Raw genomic sequence first — 16,045 nt, 5'->3', positions numbered from 1 at the left:
AACGAACAATGACTACAACTTCGGAGCATAGTAGCCTCTCGTTGCGCTTGAACTCAGGAGTCTCTGCATGTCCGTACGTCGTACTAAAATCGTCGCTACCCTTGGCCCTGCCAGCAACTCGCCGGAAGTTCTCGAACAGCTGATTCTGGCTGGCCTGGACGTCGCCCGGCTGAACTTCTCCCACGGAACCCCCGACGAGCATAAAGCTCGCGCCAAGCTGGTGCGCTCCATCGCCGCCAAGCACGGCCGTTTCGTCGCGCTACTGGGTGACCTGCAAGGTCCGAAAATCCGTATCGCCAAATTCGCCAACAAGCGCATCGAGCTGAAAGTCGGTGACACGTTCACCTTCTCCACCAGCCATCCGCTGACCGAAGGCACCCAGGAAGTCGTCGGTATCGACTACCCGGACCTGGTCAAGGATTGCGGCGTCGGCGACGAACTGCTGCTCGACGATGGCCGTGTGGTCATGCGTGTCGACACCGCGACCGTTGATGCGCTGCATTGCACCGTGTTGATCGGCGGCCCACTGTCGGACCACAAAGGCATCAACCGTCGTGGCGGTGGCCTGACGGCTCCAGCCCTGACCGAGAAAGACAAGGCCGACATCAAGCTCGCCGCGGAAATGGAAGTCGATTACCTGGCGGTATCCTTCCCACGCGACGCAGCCGACATGAAATACGCTCGCCAACTGCGCGACGAAGCCGGCGGTACTGCCTGGCTGGTGGCGAAGATCGAGCGTGCTGAAGCCGTGGCCGACGACGAAACCCTCGACGGCCTGATCAGCGCCAGCGATGCGGTGATGGTTGCCCGTGGCGACCTCGGCGTGGAAATCGGTGACGCAGAGCTGGTGGGCATTCAGAAGAAGATCATCCTGCACGCACGCCGCCACAACAAAGCGGTAATCGTTGCGACCCAGATGATGGAGTCGATGATCCAGAACCCGATGCCGACCCGCGCAGAAGTGTCCGACGTAGCCAACGCCGTGCTCGACTACACCGACGCGGTGATGCTCTCGGCCGAAAGTGCCGCCGGCGCTTACCCGCTCGAAGCGGTCCAGGCCATGGCACGGATTTGCATCGGCGCTGAAAAGCACCCGACCAGCAAAACCTCCAGCCACCGCATCGGCAAAGTGTTCGAAAGCTGCGATCAGAGTATCGCCCTGGCAGCCATGTACACGGCCAACCACTTCCCGGGCGTGAAAGCGATCATCGCTTTGACCGAGAGTGGCTACACGCCGCTGATCATGTCGCGGATCCGCTCGTCCATCCCGATCTACGCGTTCTCCCCACACCGCGAAACCCAGGCCCGTGCGGCCATGTTCCGTGGCGTCTACACCGTACCGTTCGACCCGGCATCGCTGCCGCCTGAGCAAGTCAGCCAGGCCGCGATCGACGAGTTGCTCAAACTCGGAGTGGTCGAGAAAGGCGACTGGGTGATCCTGACCAAAGGCGACAGCTACCACACCACCGGTGGCACCAACGGCATGAAGATCCTGCACGTCGGCGACCCGATGGTCTGAGACTCAGACCGCTGAAAACAAAAAGCCCCGCAGTGCAGACTCCGGGGCTTTTTTGGTTTTGGGTGTCTGATCGAAATGACAATCAGCGCTCAACCACGGGGCACGAACACATCGGCCAGTAGTTGATTGCGCGGTAGCCCCGCCAGGTACAGGCGCCGGGAAAAGGCGTCGACGCTGTCAGGGCTCCCGCAGACCAAGGCCACGGTTTGCCGGGAAACCAGCCGCAGTTGCGCCAGAGCCGCAGGCAGCTCAGCCGCTGTCAGCAACTCGATCGTAAGGTTGGGATGGTTTGCAGCCAGTGCGGCCAATGGCTTGGCCAAATAATGCTCGCTGGCGTCATGGGCCAGGTGAATAAGGCGGATGGCACCCTGATGATCCTGACGCAAGGCCTCACGCAGCACACCGAACAACGGCCCAAGACCGGTGCCTGCCGCCAGCAGCCAAAGGGGCCGGCTTTGCCAGTCCGGGTCGTACTGCAAGGCACCACCGCGCAACTCGCCGAGGCGCAACGGCTCACCGATCCTGAGTTGGCGGGCCGCGTCACTGAACTCACCGCTGTGCCGGCAATCCAGGTGGAACTCGAGGAAACGATCTTCCTGCGGAAGGCTGGCCAGCGAATACGGCCGCGCCACATTGCCGGCAGTCCACAACACCATATGCTGCCCGGCCCGGTAGCGCAAAGGTCGCTCGGGTTTCAAACGCAGGCGCAGTACCGTCATGGACAACCAATCGATACCCACCACCTCAGCCGGCAAGCCATCACGCGCCGGGTCGAAGGTTTCGATCTGCAAATCCTCGACGACCTGACACTGGCAGGCCAGTCGCCAGCCACGCTGACGCTGGTCATCGGTCAATGCATCGGGTCGGTTGTCGCTGGGCTGGCCTTGAACGCAATGCACCAGGCACGCGTGACAGCTACCGGCGCGACAGCTGTATGGGACACGGACACCGGCCTGGTTCAGAGCGTCAAGCAGGTTGCTCCCCGCCTCCACCGACCACTGTCGCTCACCTACCCGTAACTCAGGCATCGATGTTTTCCCAGGCAGCAGCGCAGCGATTGCGGCCGTCGCGCTTGGCGCGATAAAGCGCCTGATCCGCACTCTGCAGGGCATCATCCAGATCATCGCCCAGTTCAAGCAGGGTCATCCCCGCCGACAGGCTCAGGCCGTGCACACTCAGACCAACCAACTCGACATCGGTGAAGGCGATGCGCAGACGCTCACAGCAAGAGGTCAGGCGTTCGGCATCACAATCGGGCAACAACACGACAAACTCCTCACCACCATAACGGGCCAGTACATCTCCATCGCGCAGGCAGGCCGTGGCGACGGCGGCAAATGCCTGCAACACCTGATCACCCGCTGCATGCCCGTGAACATCATTGATTCGTTTGAAATGATCCAGGTCGATCAATGCCAGGCCGTGGATCACGTCGGCTTCCATGTTATGCAACTCGCGGGTAGCCAGGCGCAGAAAATGCCGGCGGTTGAACAGGCCGGTGAGTTCGTCGGTGGCCACCAGGTCTTCGAGCTGACGCATCATCCCGCGCAGGGTGTCCTGGTGGGCCTGCAACGCGAAGCGACGTTGGCGCATGCGCTGGCGGGATGCCTGGACGTAGCTGGCATAAAGCGTGAGCCACACCAGAACGATAAACAATATGCAGACTTGCAGTGCCGCCAGCGGGGGATCGGCCAATTCGAAGTGGTAGCCTTCCCAGAGATTGATCCCGGCAAAACTGAAAAAAACCAGCGCCGCACAGCGCACGAACACCCGGCGTGGCAAATGAAACAGACCGAACAACAGGATCAGCACGTAGAACACCAGGAACGCGCCGCGAGCCATGTCGAGCTGGGTAATGAACCAGGTTTGCCAGACCAGGCCCAGCACTATTTGCACCTCAGTCAGGCTGGGGTCGGCAAAGCACAGGTTTCGTTCGCTGAGAAATACCCCGAGCAAGGCAGCTTGACTGAGTACCAACAGCGCCGTGGCAATCACTGCGCCGCTCACCGGGGCGCGGTAGTGACCACTGAGAATGGCCAGCCAAAGCAGCAGCAATGCCAGCCCATAGGTACCCGCCGCCAGGGTAAAGCGCTTGAGCAACAGACTCTGTATGGCTTTATGGGTCAATCTTTGACTCACCGTGCGAAAGGAGGCTGAACCGGGTTTCCTACCCTACAGGCCACGTGCCACTTTAGTGTCGTGGTTGAAAAATGACTATTCAAATTTTGGATGGCCGGTCGAACACAGGTATTTCTTCATCACAGGTATCCCTTCATCACAGGTATCCCTCTATTACAGGGATATCCTTAGCATAGGCATTCCTTGCCACAGCTTCTCTTATGCGACTTTCGTTTATCTACCGGCGGGTGTGCCCAAGCGTTTGGCGCGGTATACTGCCGCGCCTTTTTAGCGTCGCGCCAGCATGCCCGGCGTGCCTTAAAAGGTGTTTTCAGTGACCAGATCCAACCAGACTGAAGACACCTTATTAAATGTTCCCGTCTTATAGAGGAGCGCGACTCATGACCGTGATCAAGCAAGACGACCTGATTCAGAGCGTTGCTGACGCCCTGCAGTTCATTTCCTACTACCATCCCGTGGATTTCATCCAGGCCATGCACGAGGCCTACCTGCGTGAAGAGTCGCCGGCAGCCCGCGACTCCATGGCGCAAATCCTGATCAACTCGCGCATGTGTGCCACTGGCCACCGCCCGATCTGCCAGGACACCGGCATCGTTACCGTGTTCGTACGCGTTGGCATGGATGTGCGCTGGGATGGCGCGACCATGGGCCTGGACGACATGATTAACGAAGGCGTGCGTCGCGCCTACAACCTGCCGGAAAACGTCCTGCGTGCCTCGATCCTCGCCGACCCGGCGGGCGCTCGTAAAAACACCAAGGACAACACCCCGGCGGTCATCCACTACTCCATCGTCCCCGGTAACACCGTGGAAGTGGACGTGGCGGCCAAGGGCGGCGGCTCCGAGAACAAATCGAAGATGGCCATGCTCAACCCGTCCGACTCGATCGTTGACTGGGTCCTGAAGACCGTCCCGACCATGGGTGCTGGCTGGTGCCCACCGGGCATGCTCGGCATCGGCATTGGCGGTACCGCCGAAAAAGCTGCGGTGATGGCCAAGGAAGTGTTGATGGAATCCATCGACATTCACGAGCTGAAAAAGCGCGGCCCGTCCAACCGTATCGAAGAGATGCGTCTGGAGCTGTTCGAGAAGGTCAACCAGCTGGGCATCGGTGCCCAGGGCCTCGGTGGCCTGACCACCGTGCTCGACGTGAAGATCATGGATTACCCGACCCACGCCGCGTCCCTGCCGGTGTGCATGATCCCCAACTGCGCCGCCACCCGTCACGCACACTTCGTACTCGACGGTTCCGGCCCGGCTTCGCTGGAAGCGCCACCGCTGGACGCCTACCCGGAAATCGTCTGGGAAGCTGGTCCGTCGGCTCGTCGAGTCAACCTCGACACCTTGACCCCGGAAGACGTGCAGAGCTGGAAGCCGGGCGAAACTGTCCTGCTCAACGGCAAAATGCTCACCGGTCGCGACGCTGCGCACAAGCGCATGGTCGAGATGCTGAACAAGGGTGAAACCTTGCCGGTAGACCTCAAAGGTCGTTTTATCTACTACGTCGGCCCGGTCGATCCGGTGCGCGAAGAAGTGGTTGGCCCGGCGGGCCCGACCACCGCGACGCGGATGGATAAATTCACCCGGCAGATCCTCGAGCAGACCGGCCTGCTGGGCATGATCGGCAAATCCGAGCGCGGCCCGACTGCGATCGAAGCGATCAAGGACCACAAAGCCGTGTACTTGATGGCCGTTGGCGGCGCTGCGTATCTGGTGGCCCAGGCGATCAAGAAATCCCGCGTGGTGGCCTTCGCCGAACTGGGCATGGAAGCGATCTACGAGTTCGACGTCAAAGACATGCCGGTGACCGTTGCGGTCGACAGCAAGGGCGAGTCGGTGCACATCACTGGTCCTGCCATCTGGCAGAAGAAGATCAGTGAAAGCCTGGCGGTAGAAGTGCAATAAGTACTTAAACCTCCAGATCTAAAAAACGGCCGGGCTGTTGTCATCGACAGCCCGGCCGTTTTTCATTGCCGACGCGACTTACGTAGCAGCTGACGAGTTTTGCGAGGCTGCGTTCGGCTGCGCAGCAGTCGTAGTCCGGCAGACGCGGTTTATCTGACGCACCGCAGCGACTTGTTTACGACCGCTTCGTCCGAACGCAGCCTCGCGGAGCTCGTCAGCTGCTACGGGTTTCGAAACGAGGCCTTCATCTGCGCTCATGTTATGGTGCCCCCCTCCTATCACACCTGTTCATCCAGTATGTTCGTGACTTCCCGCTCCATGCGCCTGGCGCTGTACACGCTGCTGATCATCGCCGGTGCAGCCCTTGCCGCCGGTTTGGCCATGCGTCACGCCGAACGCCAGGCGCTGGTGGACGACGCCGTGCGCGCCAACGAGCAACTGGCGCTGTATGCCAACTCCCTGCACACCCTGATCGAACGTTATCGCACCCTGCCCTCCGTGCTGGCGCTGGATCCGGAACTGAGTTCAGCGTTAAACGGCTCGGTCAACCCAAGCCAGCAGGACACGCTGAACCGCAAACTGGAACGCATCAACGGCGCCGCACAGTCTTCCACGCTGGAACTGCTCGACCGCACTGGTCGGGCCGTGGCCGCCAGTAACTGGCGACTACCGAGCAGCTATGTTGGCCATAACTATGGTTTCCGTCCGTACTTCAGCCAAACCCGCAGCCAGGGCGCCGGTCGCTTTTATGCAGTGGGCGTGACCAGCGGCATCCCCGGTTATTTTCTGTCCAGCGCAGTGACCGGCGACAGCGGCGAGTTTCTCGGCGCAATGGTGGTGAAACTTGAGTTCCCCGAACTTGAGCGCGAATGGCGTCAGGGCAGCGACATCCTGCTGGTCAGCGACGCCCGCGGCATCGTCTTCATCGCCAACCAACCCGGCTGGCGTTATCGCCAGTTGCAGCCGCTGTCGGACAACGACCGCAGCGAGCTCAAAGCCACCCGCCAATACGACAAGCAACCGCTGACCCCACTCGAACACCGCGCCCTGCGGCACTTCGACGAGAACAGTTATCTGGCCCGTGTCGAGGGTCCGGACGGTACGGCCGATTACCTGTGGGAATCGCTGCCGCTGACCGCTGAAGGCTGGACGCTGCATCTGCTGCGTCGCCCGCAGGCCGCCATCGAAGACAGCCGTAACGCCGGGCTGGCAGCGGCCGGTCTGTGGCTGACACTGGTGTTTTTGCTGCTGTTCCTCAACCAGCGCTGGCGCCTGGCCCGCCTGCGTCAGCGCAGCCGTGAAGAACTCGAGAAACTGGTGGAAGAACGCACCCGCGATTTGCGCACCGCTCAGGACGGCCTGGTGCAATCAGCCAAACTCGCCGCCCTCGGGCAGATGTCCGCCGCGCTGGCCCATGAAATCAACCAGCCGCTGACAGCTCAACGCATGCAGCTGGCGACGTTGCGCCTGCTGCTGGATCACGGCCGGATAGACGACGCCTATAAAGCCATCACCCCGCTGGATGACATGCTGACGCGCATGGCCGCCCTTACCGGCCATCTCAAGACCTTCGCCCGCAAGAGCCCCAGCGGTTTGCGCGAGCGGCTGGACCTGGCGGCGGTGGTCGATCAATCCTTGCACCTGCTCGACGCTCGTATGCGCGACGAAAACGTCAGCAGCGTGTTACACCTGACCCGCCCGGCTTGGGTACGTGGCGATGCGATTCGTCTGGAGCAGGTGCTGATCAACCTGCTGCGCAATGCGCTGGATGCCATGAGGGACAAGCCGCTCAAGCGCCTGGAAATCCGCATCGAGTCCGATCCACCTCTGTGGCGGTTGACGGTTGCCGACAGCGGCGGCGGTATAACTGAAGAGAATCTGGCGAATGTCTTCGACCCGTTCTTCACCACCAAACCGGTGGGTGACGGCCTCGGTCTCGGGCTGGCAGTATCTTACGCCATCGTCCACGAACACGGCGGTCGCCTCGCTGCCGGCAATCACCCAGGCGGCGCGATCTTCACCCTGACCCTGCCTATCGCTCTGGAGGCGCAAAACCCATGTTGAACTCGGTGATTGTGGTCGACGATGAAGCCAGCATCCGTAGCGCCGTGGAGCAATGGCTAAGCCTCTCGGGTTTTGTGGTGCAACTGTTCAGTCGCGCCGAAGAGTGCCTGGCGCAACTGCCGAGGAATTTCCCCGGGGTGATTCTCAGCGACGTGCGCATGCCCGGCATGGGTGGCCTGGAGTTGCTCGGTAAGGTCCAGGCGCTGGACCCCGATCTGCCGCTGATCCTGCTCACCGGCCATGGCGACGTGCCGATGGCGGTGGAGGCCATGCGCGACGGCGCCTACGATTTTCTGGAAAAACCCTTCAGCCCCGAGACCTTGCTCGGCAGCCTGCGCCGGGCGCTGGATAAACGTCGGTTGGTACTGGAAAACCGCGCCTTGCACGAGCAGGCCGACAACCGCGCCAAACTCGACGCCAGCCTGCTCGGTGTTTCCCGTGGTCTGCAGACCTTGCGTCGACAAGTGCTGGACCTCGCGGCGTTGCCGGTCAACGTGCTGATTCGTGGCGAAACCGGCAGCGGCAAGGAGCTGGTCGCCCGTTGCCTGCACGATTTTGGCCCCAGGGCTGACAGGCCTTTTGTGGCGCTGAACTGTGCGGCGATCCCCGAGCAGTTGTTCGAAGCCGAGCTGTTCGGCCACGAAAGCGGCGCCTTCACCGGCGCTCAAGGCAAGCGCATCGGCAAGCTCGAATACGCCGATGGCGGTACGCTGTTTCTCGATGAGATCGAAAGCATGCCGCTGGCCCAGCAGGTCAAACTGCTGCGGGTGTTGCAGGAGCAGAAACTGGAACGGCTGGGCTCCAACCAGAGCATCCGGGTTGATCTGCGAATTATTGCTGCGACCAAACCCGACTTGCTGGATGAAGCCCGCGCCGGGCGTTTTCGTGAAGACCTGGCCTATCGTCTGAACGTCGCTGAATTGCGCCTGCCGCCCTTGCGCGAACGGCGCGAAGACATCCCGTTGTTGTTCGAGCATTTCGCCTACAGTGCAGCGCAACGCTTGGGGCGCAGTTTCCCGCCACTGAGCGGTCCGCAACTGAGCCGTCTGCTCAGCCACGACTGGCCGGGCAACGTCCGTGAACTGGCTAACGTCGCCGAACGTCAGGTGCTTGGGCTCAGTGAACCGGAGCCTGAAGGCATCGAACCGGGCCAGTCCCTCGCTGCCCAGCAGGAAGCCTTCGAAGCACACTGCCTCAGGGCTGCCATGACACGGCACAAAGGTGATATCAAAGCGCTGCTTGCCGAATTGCAGCTGCCACGCCGGACCTTCAATGAAAAAATGCAGCGCCATGGGTTGGCGCGCGAGATGTTTTTGAAGGAGGAGTGATCCGTCTCCAAAAGATCGTTCCCACGCTCCCGCGTGGGAATGCAACCCGTGACGCTACGCGTCACATTCAAGAGCGGACGCAGAGCGTCCAATGAGGCATTCCCAAGCAGAGCGTGGGAACGATCAATCGGCTATTTTCCGCTCATTGCACCCCGCCTCATAAGCGGATTTCCGCTTACTAAATCACCACAACCCCTCTAAACCAAGCATCTTCGTCCTGGCACAGCTCCTGCTATAGCCCTCCCAGGCTGCGTTTCGGCGCGCTCCACAAAAACAATTAGACGAAGGATCCTTTATGGATAACTCAAACACCCTGCCTCTTGGGTCGGCGGCTGCGCCGGCAAAAGAAAGAACCACTTCCAGCCGTATCAAATCGATTTTCAGCGGTTCTGTCGGCAACATGGTCGAGTGGTACGACTGGTACGTCTACGCGGCCTTCTCGCTGTACTTCGCCAAAGCGTTCTTCCCTAAAGGCGACACCACTGCACAGCTTCTGAACACCGCTGCGATCTTCGCCGTGGGCTTTTTGATGCGCCCGATCGGTGGCTGGCTGATGGGCCTGTATGCCGACCGCAAAGGCCGCAAAGCTGCGTTGATGGCTTCGGTGCTGTTGATGTGCTTCGGCTCACTGATCATCGCCTTGAGCCCCGGTTATGAAACCATCGGCGTCGGCGCGCCAATTCTGCTGGTGTTCGCCCGCTTGCTGCAGGGCCTGTCCGTGGGCGGCGAGTACGGTACCTCAGCGACCTACCTGAGCGAGATGGCAACCAAGGAACGTCGTGGTTTCTTCTCCAGCTTCCAGTACGTCACGCTGATCTCCGGTCAGCTCATCGCGCTGGCGGTACTGATCGTGCTGCAACAAACCCTGACCACTGAACAGCTGTACGACTGGGGCTGGCGCATCCCGTTCGCCATTGGCGCGCTGTGTGCGGTTGTCGCGCTGTATCTGCGTCGAGGCATGGAAGAAACCGAGTCGTTCTCCAGGAAGGAGAAGTCCAAAGAAAGTGCGATGCGCACCCTGTTGCGCCATCCCAAAGAGCTGATGACTGTGGTCGGCCTGACCATGGGTGGTACGTTGGCCTTTTATACCTACACCACCTACATGCAGAAGTACCTGGTGAACACGGTTGGCATGAGCATCTCTGACTCCACCACCATCTCGGCGGCCACATTGTTCCTGTTCATGTGTCTACAACCAGTGGTTGGCGGGCTTTCGGATAAAGTCGGGCGGCGGCCGATCCTGATTGCCTTCGGCATTCTCGGCACCTTGTTCACCGTTCCGATCCTCACCACTCTGCACACGGTCCAGACCTGGTGGGGCGCGTTCTTCCTGATCATGGCCGCGCTGATCATCGTCAGCGGCTACACCTCGATCAACGCCGTGGTCAAAGCCGAATTGTTCCCGACCGAAATCCGCGCCCTGGGCGTCGGCCTGCCTTATGCCCTGACCGTATCGATCTTCGGCGGCACCGCTGAATACATCGCGCTGTGGTTCAAGAGTATCGGCATGGAAACCGGTTACTACTGGTACGTCACCGCCTGCATCGCCGTTTCGCTGCTGGTGTACGTGACCATGAAAGAAACCCGCAAACACTCGCGAATCGAGACGAACTGACAGGCAAAAAAACGCGCAAAGGTGCAATGCCTTTGCGCGTTTTTGTCTGTGAGACCGTAGTGAATTCTTCGCGGGCAAGCCTCGCTCCTACAGAGACATGCTCCCCCGTAGGAGCGAGGCTTGCCCGCGATGGCCACGACGCAATATCAAGCCAATCAGGACAGCTCGGCAGCGCCCTGACGCACGTACTTGTTCTGAACGTACGAAGCCCCCACGATCATCAGCACCAGAATCCCCGCCAACACCAGCGACGAACCGACGGTGCCGAAGTCCAGGCCACCCTTTTCATGGGGTTTGGTCAGGAAGTCGCCCAGGGTTGCGCCGAACGGACGCGTCAAGACGAAGGCAATCCAGAACAACAGCACTGACGAGATTTTGGTGAAGTATCGCGCCAACACCACCAGCACAATCGTCGAGCCTATGAACAGCGCTCCACCGGCAAAACCCAGGCCGGAGTCGTCGGCCAGGAAGTCACCGAGGGCAGTGCCCAGGGTGTTGGAAAACAGAATCGCCATCCAATAGAACATCTCACCACGAAAAGTCTGAATTTTGCTCACGTTCAGCGAGTCGCCGCTCAGGCGCCAGAGGGCGAAGATCGTCACCAGAATCGCAATCAGAATCATCGAACCCGTGGCATAGCCCAGACCCAAAGTGCGGTCCATGAAGTCCGACATGGTGGTGCCGGCGGTACTGGTCGAGAGGATCACGATCCAGTACAGCACCGGGTTGTAGGTCTTCGAAAACAACTGTGTCACCAGCGTCAGCAGAAACACACTGATCAGGATCATCGAACTAATGGCGTAGCCGACATTCAGGGTCATCGACAGCAAATCCCCGGCGGTTTCCCCCAAGGTCGTCGCGCAGATTTTCATGACCCAGAACGCCAAGGTGATCTGAGGAAGTTTGTTCATTCGATGCAGTGCTCCAAAGCTCGGATTTCAGATAGCCAGTTTCAATGGTTTTGGCCCGGGCGGAGACTGAATGGGTAACAGTGAAAAATAGGTAAGTACGGAATGAAAAATCCATAGAACAACAGATTCTAAGGATTTCTGTGCAATTAATGATCAGTTAATGCCCGGACCACACGCTGCGACTGATATGAGTCGACGTAGAGCGTCATACGCTAGCTGACCAGGCCACATCGGAAAGCTGCCAATTGCGTTACTACATATATCTATTAAAGCGATTGCTTTAAGCATGAATTTGCATTTTTCAATCAAGTTCACAAGCGTAGTATGAATTTCATGCTCAACGTACAACACGCAAACGAACCGGAGTAACCGCCATGAAAACCAAATTGGTCATCGCCACTATCCTCTCCGTACTGGCTGCCAACACCTTCGCCGCTGACGGCTACGATCGCACCGGCTCTGCTACCGTCGCTGCTGATGGCTACGACCGCACCGGCTCTGCCACCGTCGCTGCCGATGGCTACGATCGCACCGGTTCTGCCACCGTCGCTGCCGATGGCTACGACCGCACCGGCTCTGCCACTGTTGCCGCTGACGGCTACGACCGCACTGGTTCCGCCACCGTCGCTGCCGATGGCTACGACCGCACCGGCTCTGCCACTGTCAGCTAACACTCAATCGCGGTATCACAGCCCGGCTTCTGCCGGGCTTAATCGTTTTTGGGGATAGAAAAGATGAACACCCTCTGCAAAGATCACCGTCCCCCAATCGAAGCCCCCTACGCTGGAAATAACCTGCGGCGCGATGCACTATGACCGACTCCCCTTCCAGTCCCACCTCAGGAACCCCGCGCGATGTCTGACGATATCCATTACTACGAACCCGCCCAGGGCCATGGCCTGCCCCATGACCCGTTCAATGCCATCGTCGGCCCCCGTCCTATCGGCTGGATTTCCTCGCAGGATGCCCAAGGCCGCCTGAACCTGGCGCCCTACAGCTTCTTCAATGCGTTCAACTACATTCCGCCGATCATTGGATTTTCCAGCGTCGGGCGCAAAGACAGCCTGAACAATATCGAGCAGACCGGCGAGTTCGCCTGGAACCTGGCGACCCGCCCGCTGGCCGAGCGGATGAACCAGAGTTGCGCGACAGTGCCCGCAGAGGTGAACGAGTTCGAACTGGCCGGGCTCACACCGGTCGCCTCGAAAGTCATCGCTGTGCCACGGGTAGCCGAAAGCCCCGTGTCCTTCGAATGCAAGGTCACGCAGATCATTCAACTGCAACGCTCAGACAAGGAGCTGGTGCCCAGCTGGCTGATTCTCGGCGAAGTGGTCGCCGTGCATATCGCCAAGTGGCTGCTCAAGGATGGGATCTACGATACCGCCGCGGCAGAGCCGATTCTGCGCGGCGGCGGGCCGGCGGATTATTTCCAGCTGGGGCCTGAGGCCTTGTTCAAAATGTTCCGCCCGGGGGCGGTCAAATAGTTTCCCAGGACAATTCGCCGTCTTCACTCACGTCGATCAACTGTTCAAGCTTTTGCGCGGCAGCCTGATCGGCGTCATGGGCGGTCTTGAATTTCTGGTCTTCGAGCACTTTATGAAAACGCGGGGCGCCTGAACCACCCAGGGCCTTGACGGCGATAGCGGCGCTGTAACCACCCTCACCCGGTACAACAGCGGAAACTGCTTCGAACTGCGCAAACTCTTTACGTGCCATGTCGCGGATCCTGGCCAATTGAAAGTCGGCCATTCTAAACCTTCAACTGGCCAGCTTGTGCATCGCAGGTAAGTTCAGTTGCGCGTACTCAACCTGGGCCTGAGCTGTCGAGACATCACTGAAGGTGTGAAAGTCCAGGCTGTTGACCACCAACTCCTGCACCAGCTCGGCGAAAATCTCCATGGCAGGGGTACCGAAGTAGGCAGTCATGGCCTGATGGTTGATCCAGAAACCGGACACCAGCCACAGCTCTGGGTCGCACAATGAATGCTGCAGGGCAAAATGCAGGCAACCGGGTGCCTGACGGGTCGTTTCAATCAGGCTGCTCAAACGCACGCCTAACTCCATCGAGCGTCCGGCGCGGGCCCTAGCAAAAACCATATGACTGACGGGAATATGCGTGGACATCGTTGATCCTCCCAAGGTGTAGACGATCTGCAGCCTTGAGACGGGCTGCGACAGGATCAAAGATTAAGCGCCCGGCGCACGGGCCGTTAGTCGATTCCTGCCGGCTTATTGCACAATCCTGCGCCAGCGCTCCGATTGCGCAGGTCGGTGGGAAATCCACGCTACAAACGTGACAGTCGTGTTTCAAGCAACTTTCTCCACGCCGAACCCGTTGTATCTACTCTGATTTTTAACCCGAAGCAGGATCAGGCAAGTTTTATGCAGCAATTGCCTACCACCCGGCCTTGCACAAACTTAAGCTGTGCCCATCCGAAAAGCTTCGCAGAGGATGTCACCCATGTCATCGCTCGATCACACCCAAGCCCCGCTGGACGCCGACATGGAAAAACAGCGCGCGGAACTGGCCACTATCATCCGCCGCAACACCGGTGAAGATGGCACCTACACGACGGCCATCGGCTCGTTGTTTGTGTCGCGGCATAGCTGCTCCCACGACTTCGCTCCGGTGCTTGCCCAACCGGCGCTGTGCATCCTCGCCCAAGGCCGCAAGGAAGTGCGCCTGGCTGACGAACACTTCAACTATGATCCGCTCAACTACCTGGTGGTCTCGGTCTCGATGCCGTTGAGCGGTCGGATAGTCGATGTTTCGCCAGAGCATCCGATCCTGGCCTTGCGCCTGGATATCGACCCGGCAGAGATTACCGCGTTGATTGCCGATGCGGGCCCCATGGGCGTGCCAACCCGCCCCACCGGGCGTGGCCTCTATGTGGAGCGACTCGACCAACCGATGCTCGACGCGGTGCTGCGTTTGGCCCGTCTGCTCGACAACCCGAAAGACATCGCCATGCTCGCGCCGCTGATTCGCCGGGAAATTCTCTATCGGTTACTGCGCAGCCATCAGGGCTATCGTCTGTATGAAATCGCCATCGCCAACAGCCAGAGCCATCGAATCAGCCAGGCGATCAAATGGCTCAACGGTAATTATGAGCAGCCTTTGCGCATTGATGATCTGGCGCGGGAAGTGAACCTCAGCGTGTCGACCCTGCACCACCGCTTCAAAGCGATGACCGCAATGAGTCCGCTGCAATATCAGAAGCAACTGCGCCTGCAAGAGGCGCGGCGCTTGATGTTGGCTGAAGGGCTGGATGCGTCGGCGGCGGGCTATCGGGTGGGCTATGAAAGCCCGTCACAATTCAGCCGTGAGTACAGCCGGTTGTTCGGCGCGCCGCCGTTACGGGATTTGGCGCGGTTGCGGTCGTAGGAGCGAGGCTTGCCCGCGATGAACGATGATGCGGTCAGCCAGACAAACCGCGGCGCCTGTATCGCGGGCAAGCCTCGCTCCTACAGCGATGGGCTGCGCAGCAGCCCCACATACAATTATCGGCTACGCCCCCAACACCCGACATGCTTCGGCCGGAATCGTCACTGACACCGGGTTGCCGATACTCAAGCCAATCCCCTGACACGGTGTACTCAGCGCCGTCAGCGAAACCCCGGAACACTCGACCGTGGTTTCAATCGTCGCGCCAATATCGCGAACGAACGTCACCTTGCCCAGCAGGCGGTTGCCCGCTGTTGCCTGAGGTTGCGACAGTTGCAGATCCTCAGGGCGCACCAGCATTTTGACCTTCTCACCGACCACGATGCTGCTGCAAATCGGCACATTGAGCGAGTCGCCGCCCGGCAAACTTATCTGCCCATTCCCCAACGCGGTAGCCGGGAAAATGTTCCCTGTGCCGATAAAGTCGGCGACGAACTCGTTGGCCGGATGCCGATAGATTTCGATCGGCGTACCGACCTGCTGTACCCGATGCTCGCCCAACACCACCACGATATCGGCCATGGTCATGGCTTCGCGCTGGTCATGGGTGACCATGATGGTGGTGATGTTCAGGCGTTGCTGCAGCTGGCGGATTTCCACCTGCATCGATTCGCGCAACTTGGCGTCCAGTGCCGACAGCGGCTCGTCGAGCAGAAGGATTTTCGGGCGCGAGGCAATCGCCCGGGCAATCGCCACGCGCTGGCGCTGACCACCGGAGAGTTTCGATACTGGCCGGTCGACCATCTCTTGCAATTGAATCAGTTGCAGCAACTCGGTGACCCGCGCCTGCTGATCGGCCTTGCTGACCCCACGCAGTTTCAGCGGGTAGGCAATGTTCTCGCCAACGGTCATGTGCGGGAACAGCGCCAGGGACTGAAAGACCATGCCAAAGTTGCGCTGGTGCGCCGGGGTATGGCCAATGTCTTCACCGTCCAGACGAATCTCGCCGCCAGTCAGGGTTTCCAGCCCGGCGATCATTCGCAGCAAGGTGGTTTTTCCGCAGCCCGAAGGGCCGAGAAAACACACCAGTTTGCCCTCGGGCAAATGCAGATTGACGTCCTTTACCGCGCACGCCGTGCCGTAATGTTTCTCGACGTTTTCCAGAATCAGTCCAGTCATG

The 16,045-nt window shown here is 59.7% G+C and carries 14 protein-coding genes; 8 read left to right on the top strand and 6 right to left on the bottom strand.

Annotated elements, in window-relative coordinates; all coding sequences use genetic code 11:
* The first annotated feature begins 67 nt into the window (after nt 1-67).
* Nucleotides 68-1,519, top strand: a complete 1,452-nt coding sequence (pyk, locus tag AC07W5_RS24925; RefSeq protein WP_494992064.1) for a pyruvate kinase — start codon at nt 68-70, stop codon at nt 1,517-1,519.
* Between the two features lie 89 nt (nt 1,520-1,608).
* Here pyk and AC07W5_RS24920 read toward each other — a convergent pair whose 3' ends face one another.
* Both AC07W5_RS24920 and AC07W5_RS24915 read right to left on the bottom strand, forming a co-directional pair.
* Complete coding sequence (locus AC07W5_RS24920; RefSeq protein ID WP_495024512.1) at nt 1,609-2,547, bottom strand: iron-sulfur-binding ferredoxin reductase; 939 nt, start codon at nt 2,545-2,547, stop codon at nt 1,609-1,611.
* Complete coding sequence (locus AC07W5_RS24915) at nt 2,540-3,646, bottom strand: GGDEF domain-containing protein (protein WP_495012934.1); 1,107 nt, start codon at nt 3,644-3,646, stop codon at nt 2,540-2,542. Before AC07W5_RS24915 ends, AC07W5_RS24920 begins: the two co-directional genes overlap by 8 nt.
* 392 nt (nt 3,647-4,038) lie before the next feature.
* Here AC07W5_RS24915 and AC07W5_RS24910 point away from each other — a divergent pair, with 392 nt between their 5' ends.
* From AC07W5_RS24910 to AC07W5_RS24895, 4 genes are all read left to right on the top strand, one after another.
* Nucleotides 4,039-5,562, top strand: coding sequence for a fumarate hydratase (locus AC07W5_RS24910; protein WP_057960547.1), 1,524 nt, complete (start codon nt 4,039-4,041; stop codon nt 5,560-5,562).
* A gap of 297 nt (nt 5,563-5,859) precedes the next feature.
* Nucleotides 5,860-7,626 carry a sensor histidine kinase gene (locus AC07W5_RS24905; protein ID WP_494992061.1) on the top strand — a complete coding sequence of 589 codons (1,767 nt, stop codon included), beginning with the start codon at nt 5,860-5,862 and terminating at the stop codon, nt 7,624-7,626.
* Entirely contained in the window at nt 7,620-8,954 is a 1,335-nt protein-coding gene (locus AC07W5_RS24900) for a sigma-54-dependent transcriptional regulator (protein WP_495012933.1), read from the top strand. The genes AC07W5_RS24905 and AC07W5_RS24900 overlap by 7 nt, the downstream gene beginning before the upstream one ends.
* A 295-nt stretch (nt 8,955-9,249) precedes the next feature.
* Nucleotides 9,250-10,569 carry an MFS transporter gene (locus AC07W5_RS24895; protein ID WP_495012932.1) on the top strand — a complete coding sequence of 440 codons (1,320 nt, stop codon included), beginning with the start codon at nt 9,250-9,252 and terminating at the stop codon, nt 10,567-10,569.
* A 155-nt stretch (nt 10,570-10,724) separates the two neighbouring features.
* Here AC07W5_RS24895 and AC07W5_RS24890 read toward each other — a convergent pair whose 3' ends face one another.
* Nucleotides 10,725-11,480, bottom strand: a complete 756-nt coding sequence (locus AC07W5_RS24890; RefSeq protein ID WP_494992058.1) for a COG4705 family protein — start codon at nt 11,478-11,480, stop codon at nt 10,725-10,727.
* A 374-nt stretch (nt 11,481-11,854) separates the two neighbouring features.
* On the opposite strand from AC07W5_RS24890, the gene AC07W5_RS24885 reads away from it, so the two are divergent.
* Together AC07W5_RS24885 and AC07W5_RS24880 are read left to right on the top strand one after the other, a co-directional pair.
* Nucleotides 11,855-12,151 (top strand): hypothetical protein, encoded by a 297-nt coding sequence (locus tag AC07W5_RS24885; RefSeq protein ID WP_494992057.1) that lies wholly within the window; start codon nt 11,855-11,857, stop codon nt 12,149-12,151.
* Nucleotides 12,152-12,334: 183 nt separating this feature from the next.
* Nucleotides 12,335-12,964 (top strand): flavin reductase family protein, encoded by a 630-nt coding sequence (locus AC07W5_RS24880; RefSeq protein WP_494992056.1) that lies wholly within the window; start codon nt 12,335-12,337, stop codon nt 12,962-12,964.
* Here the strand turns inward: AC07W5_RS24880 and AC07W5_RS24875 are convergent.
* Nucleotides 12,957-13,229 carry a hypothetical protein gene (locus tag AC07W5_RS24875; protein WP_494992055.1) on the bottom strand — a complete coding sequence of 91 codons (273 nt, stop codon included), beginning with the start codon at nt 13,227-13,229 and terminating at the stop codon, nt 12,957-12,959. The two genes, AC07W5_RS24880 and AC07W5_RS24875, sit on opposite strands and share 8 nt — an antisense overlap.
* A 9-nt stretch (nt 13,230-13,238) precedes the next feature.
* Nucleotides 13,239-13,604, bottom strand: coding sequence for a putative quinol monooxygenase (locus tag AC07W5_RS24870; RefSeq protein ID WP_494992054.1), 366 nt, complete (start codon nt 13,602-13,604; stop codon nt 13,239-13,241).
* A gap of 337 nt (nt 13,605-13,941) precedes the next feature.
* On the opposite strand from AC07W5_RS24870, the gene AC07W5_RS24865 reads away from it, so the two are divergent.
* Nucleotides 13,942-14,865, top strand: coding sequence for an AraC family transcriptional regulator (locus AC07W5_RS24865; protein ID WP_494992053.1), 924 nt, complete (start codon nt 13,942-13,944; stop codon nt 14,863-14,865).
* A gap of 123 nt (nt 14,866-14,988) precedes the next feature.
* Here the strand turns inward: AC07W5_RS24865 and AC07W5_RS24860 are convergent, their stop codons facing one another.
* Nucleotides 14,989-16,044, bottom strand: coding sequence for an ABC transporter ATP-binding protein (locus AC07W5_RS24860; protein ID WP_494992052.1), 1,056 nt, complete (start codon nt 16,042-16,044; stop codon nt 14,989-14,991).
* Nucleotide 16,045 lies beyond the last annotated feature (1 nt).

It is taken from the genome of Pseudomonas sp. GW821-FHT01E05, from assembly GCF_059422425.1.
The sequence above is the reverse complement of the archived record's forward strand: the minus strand, read 5'-3'. Positions and strand labels throughout refer to the sequence as shown.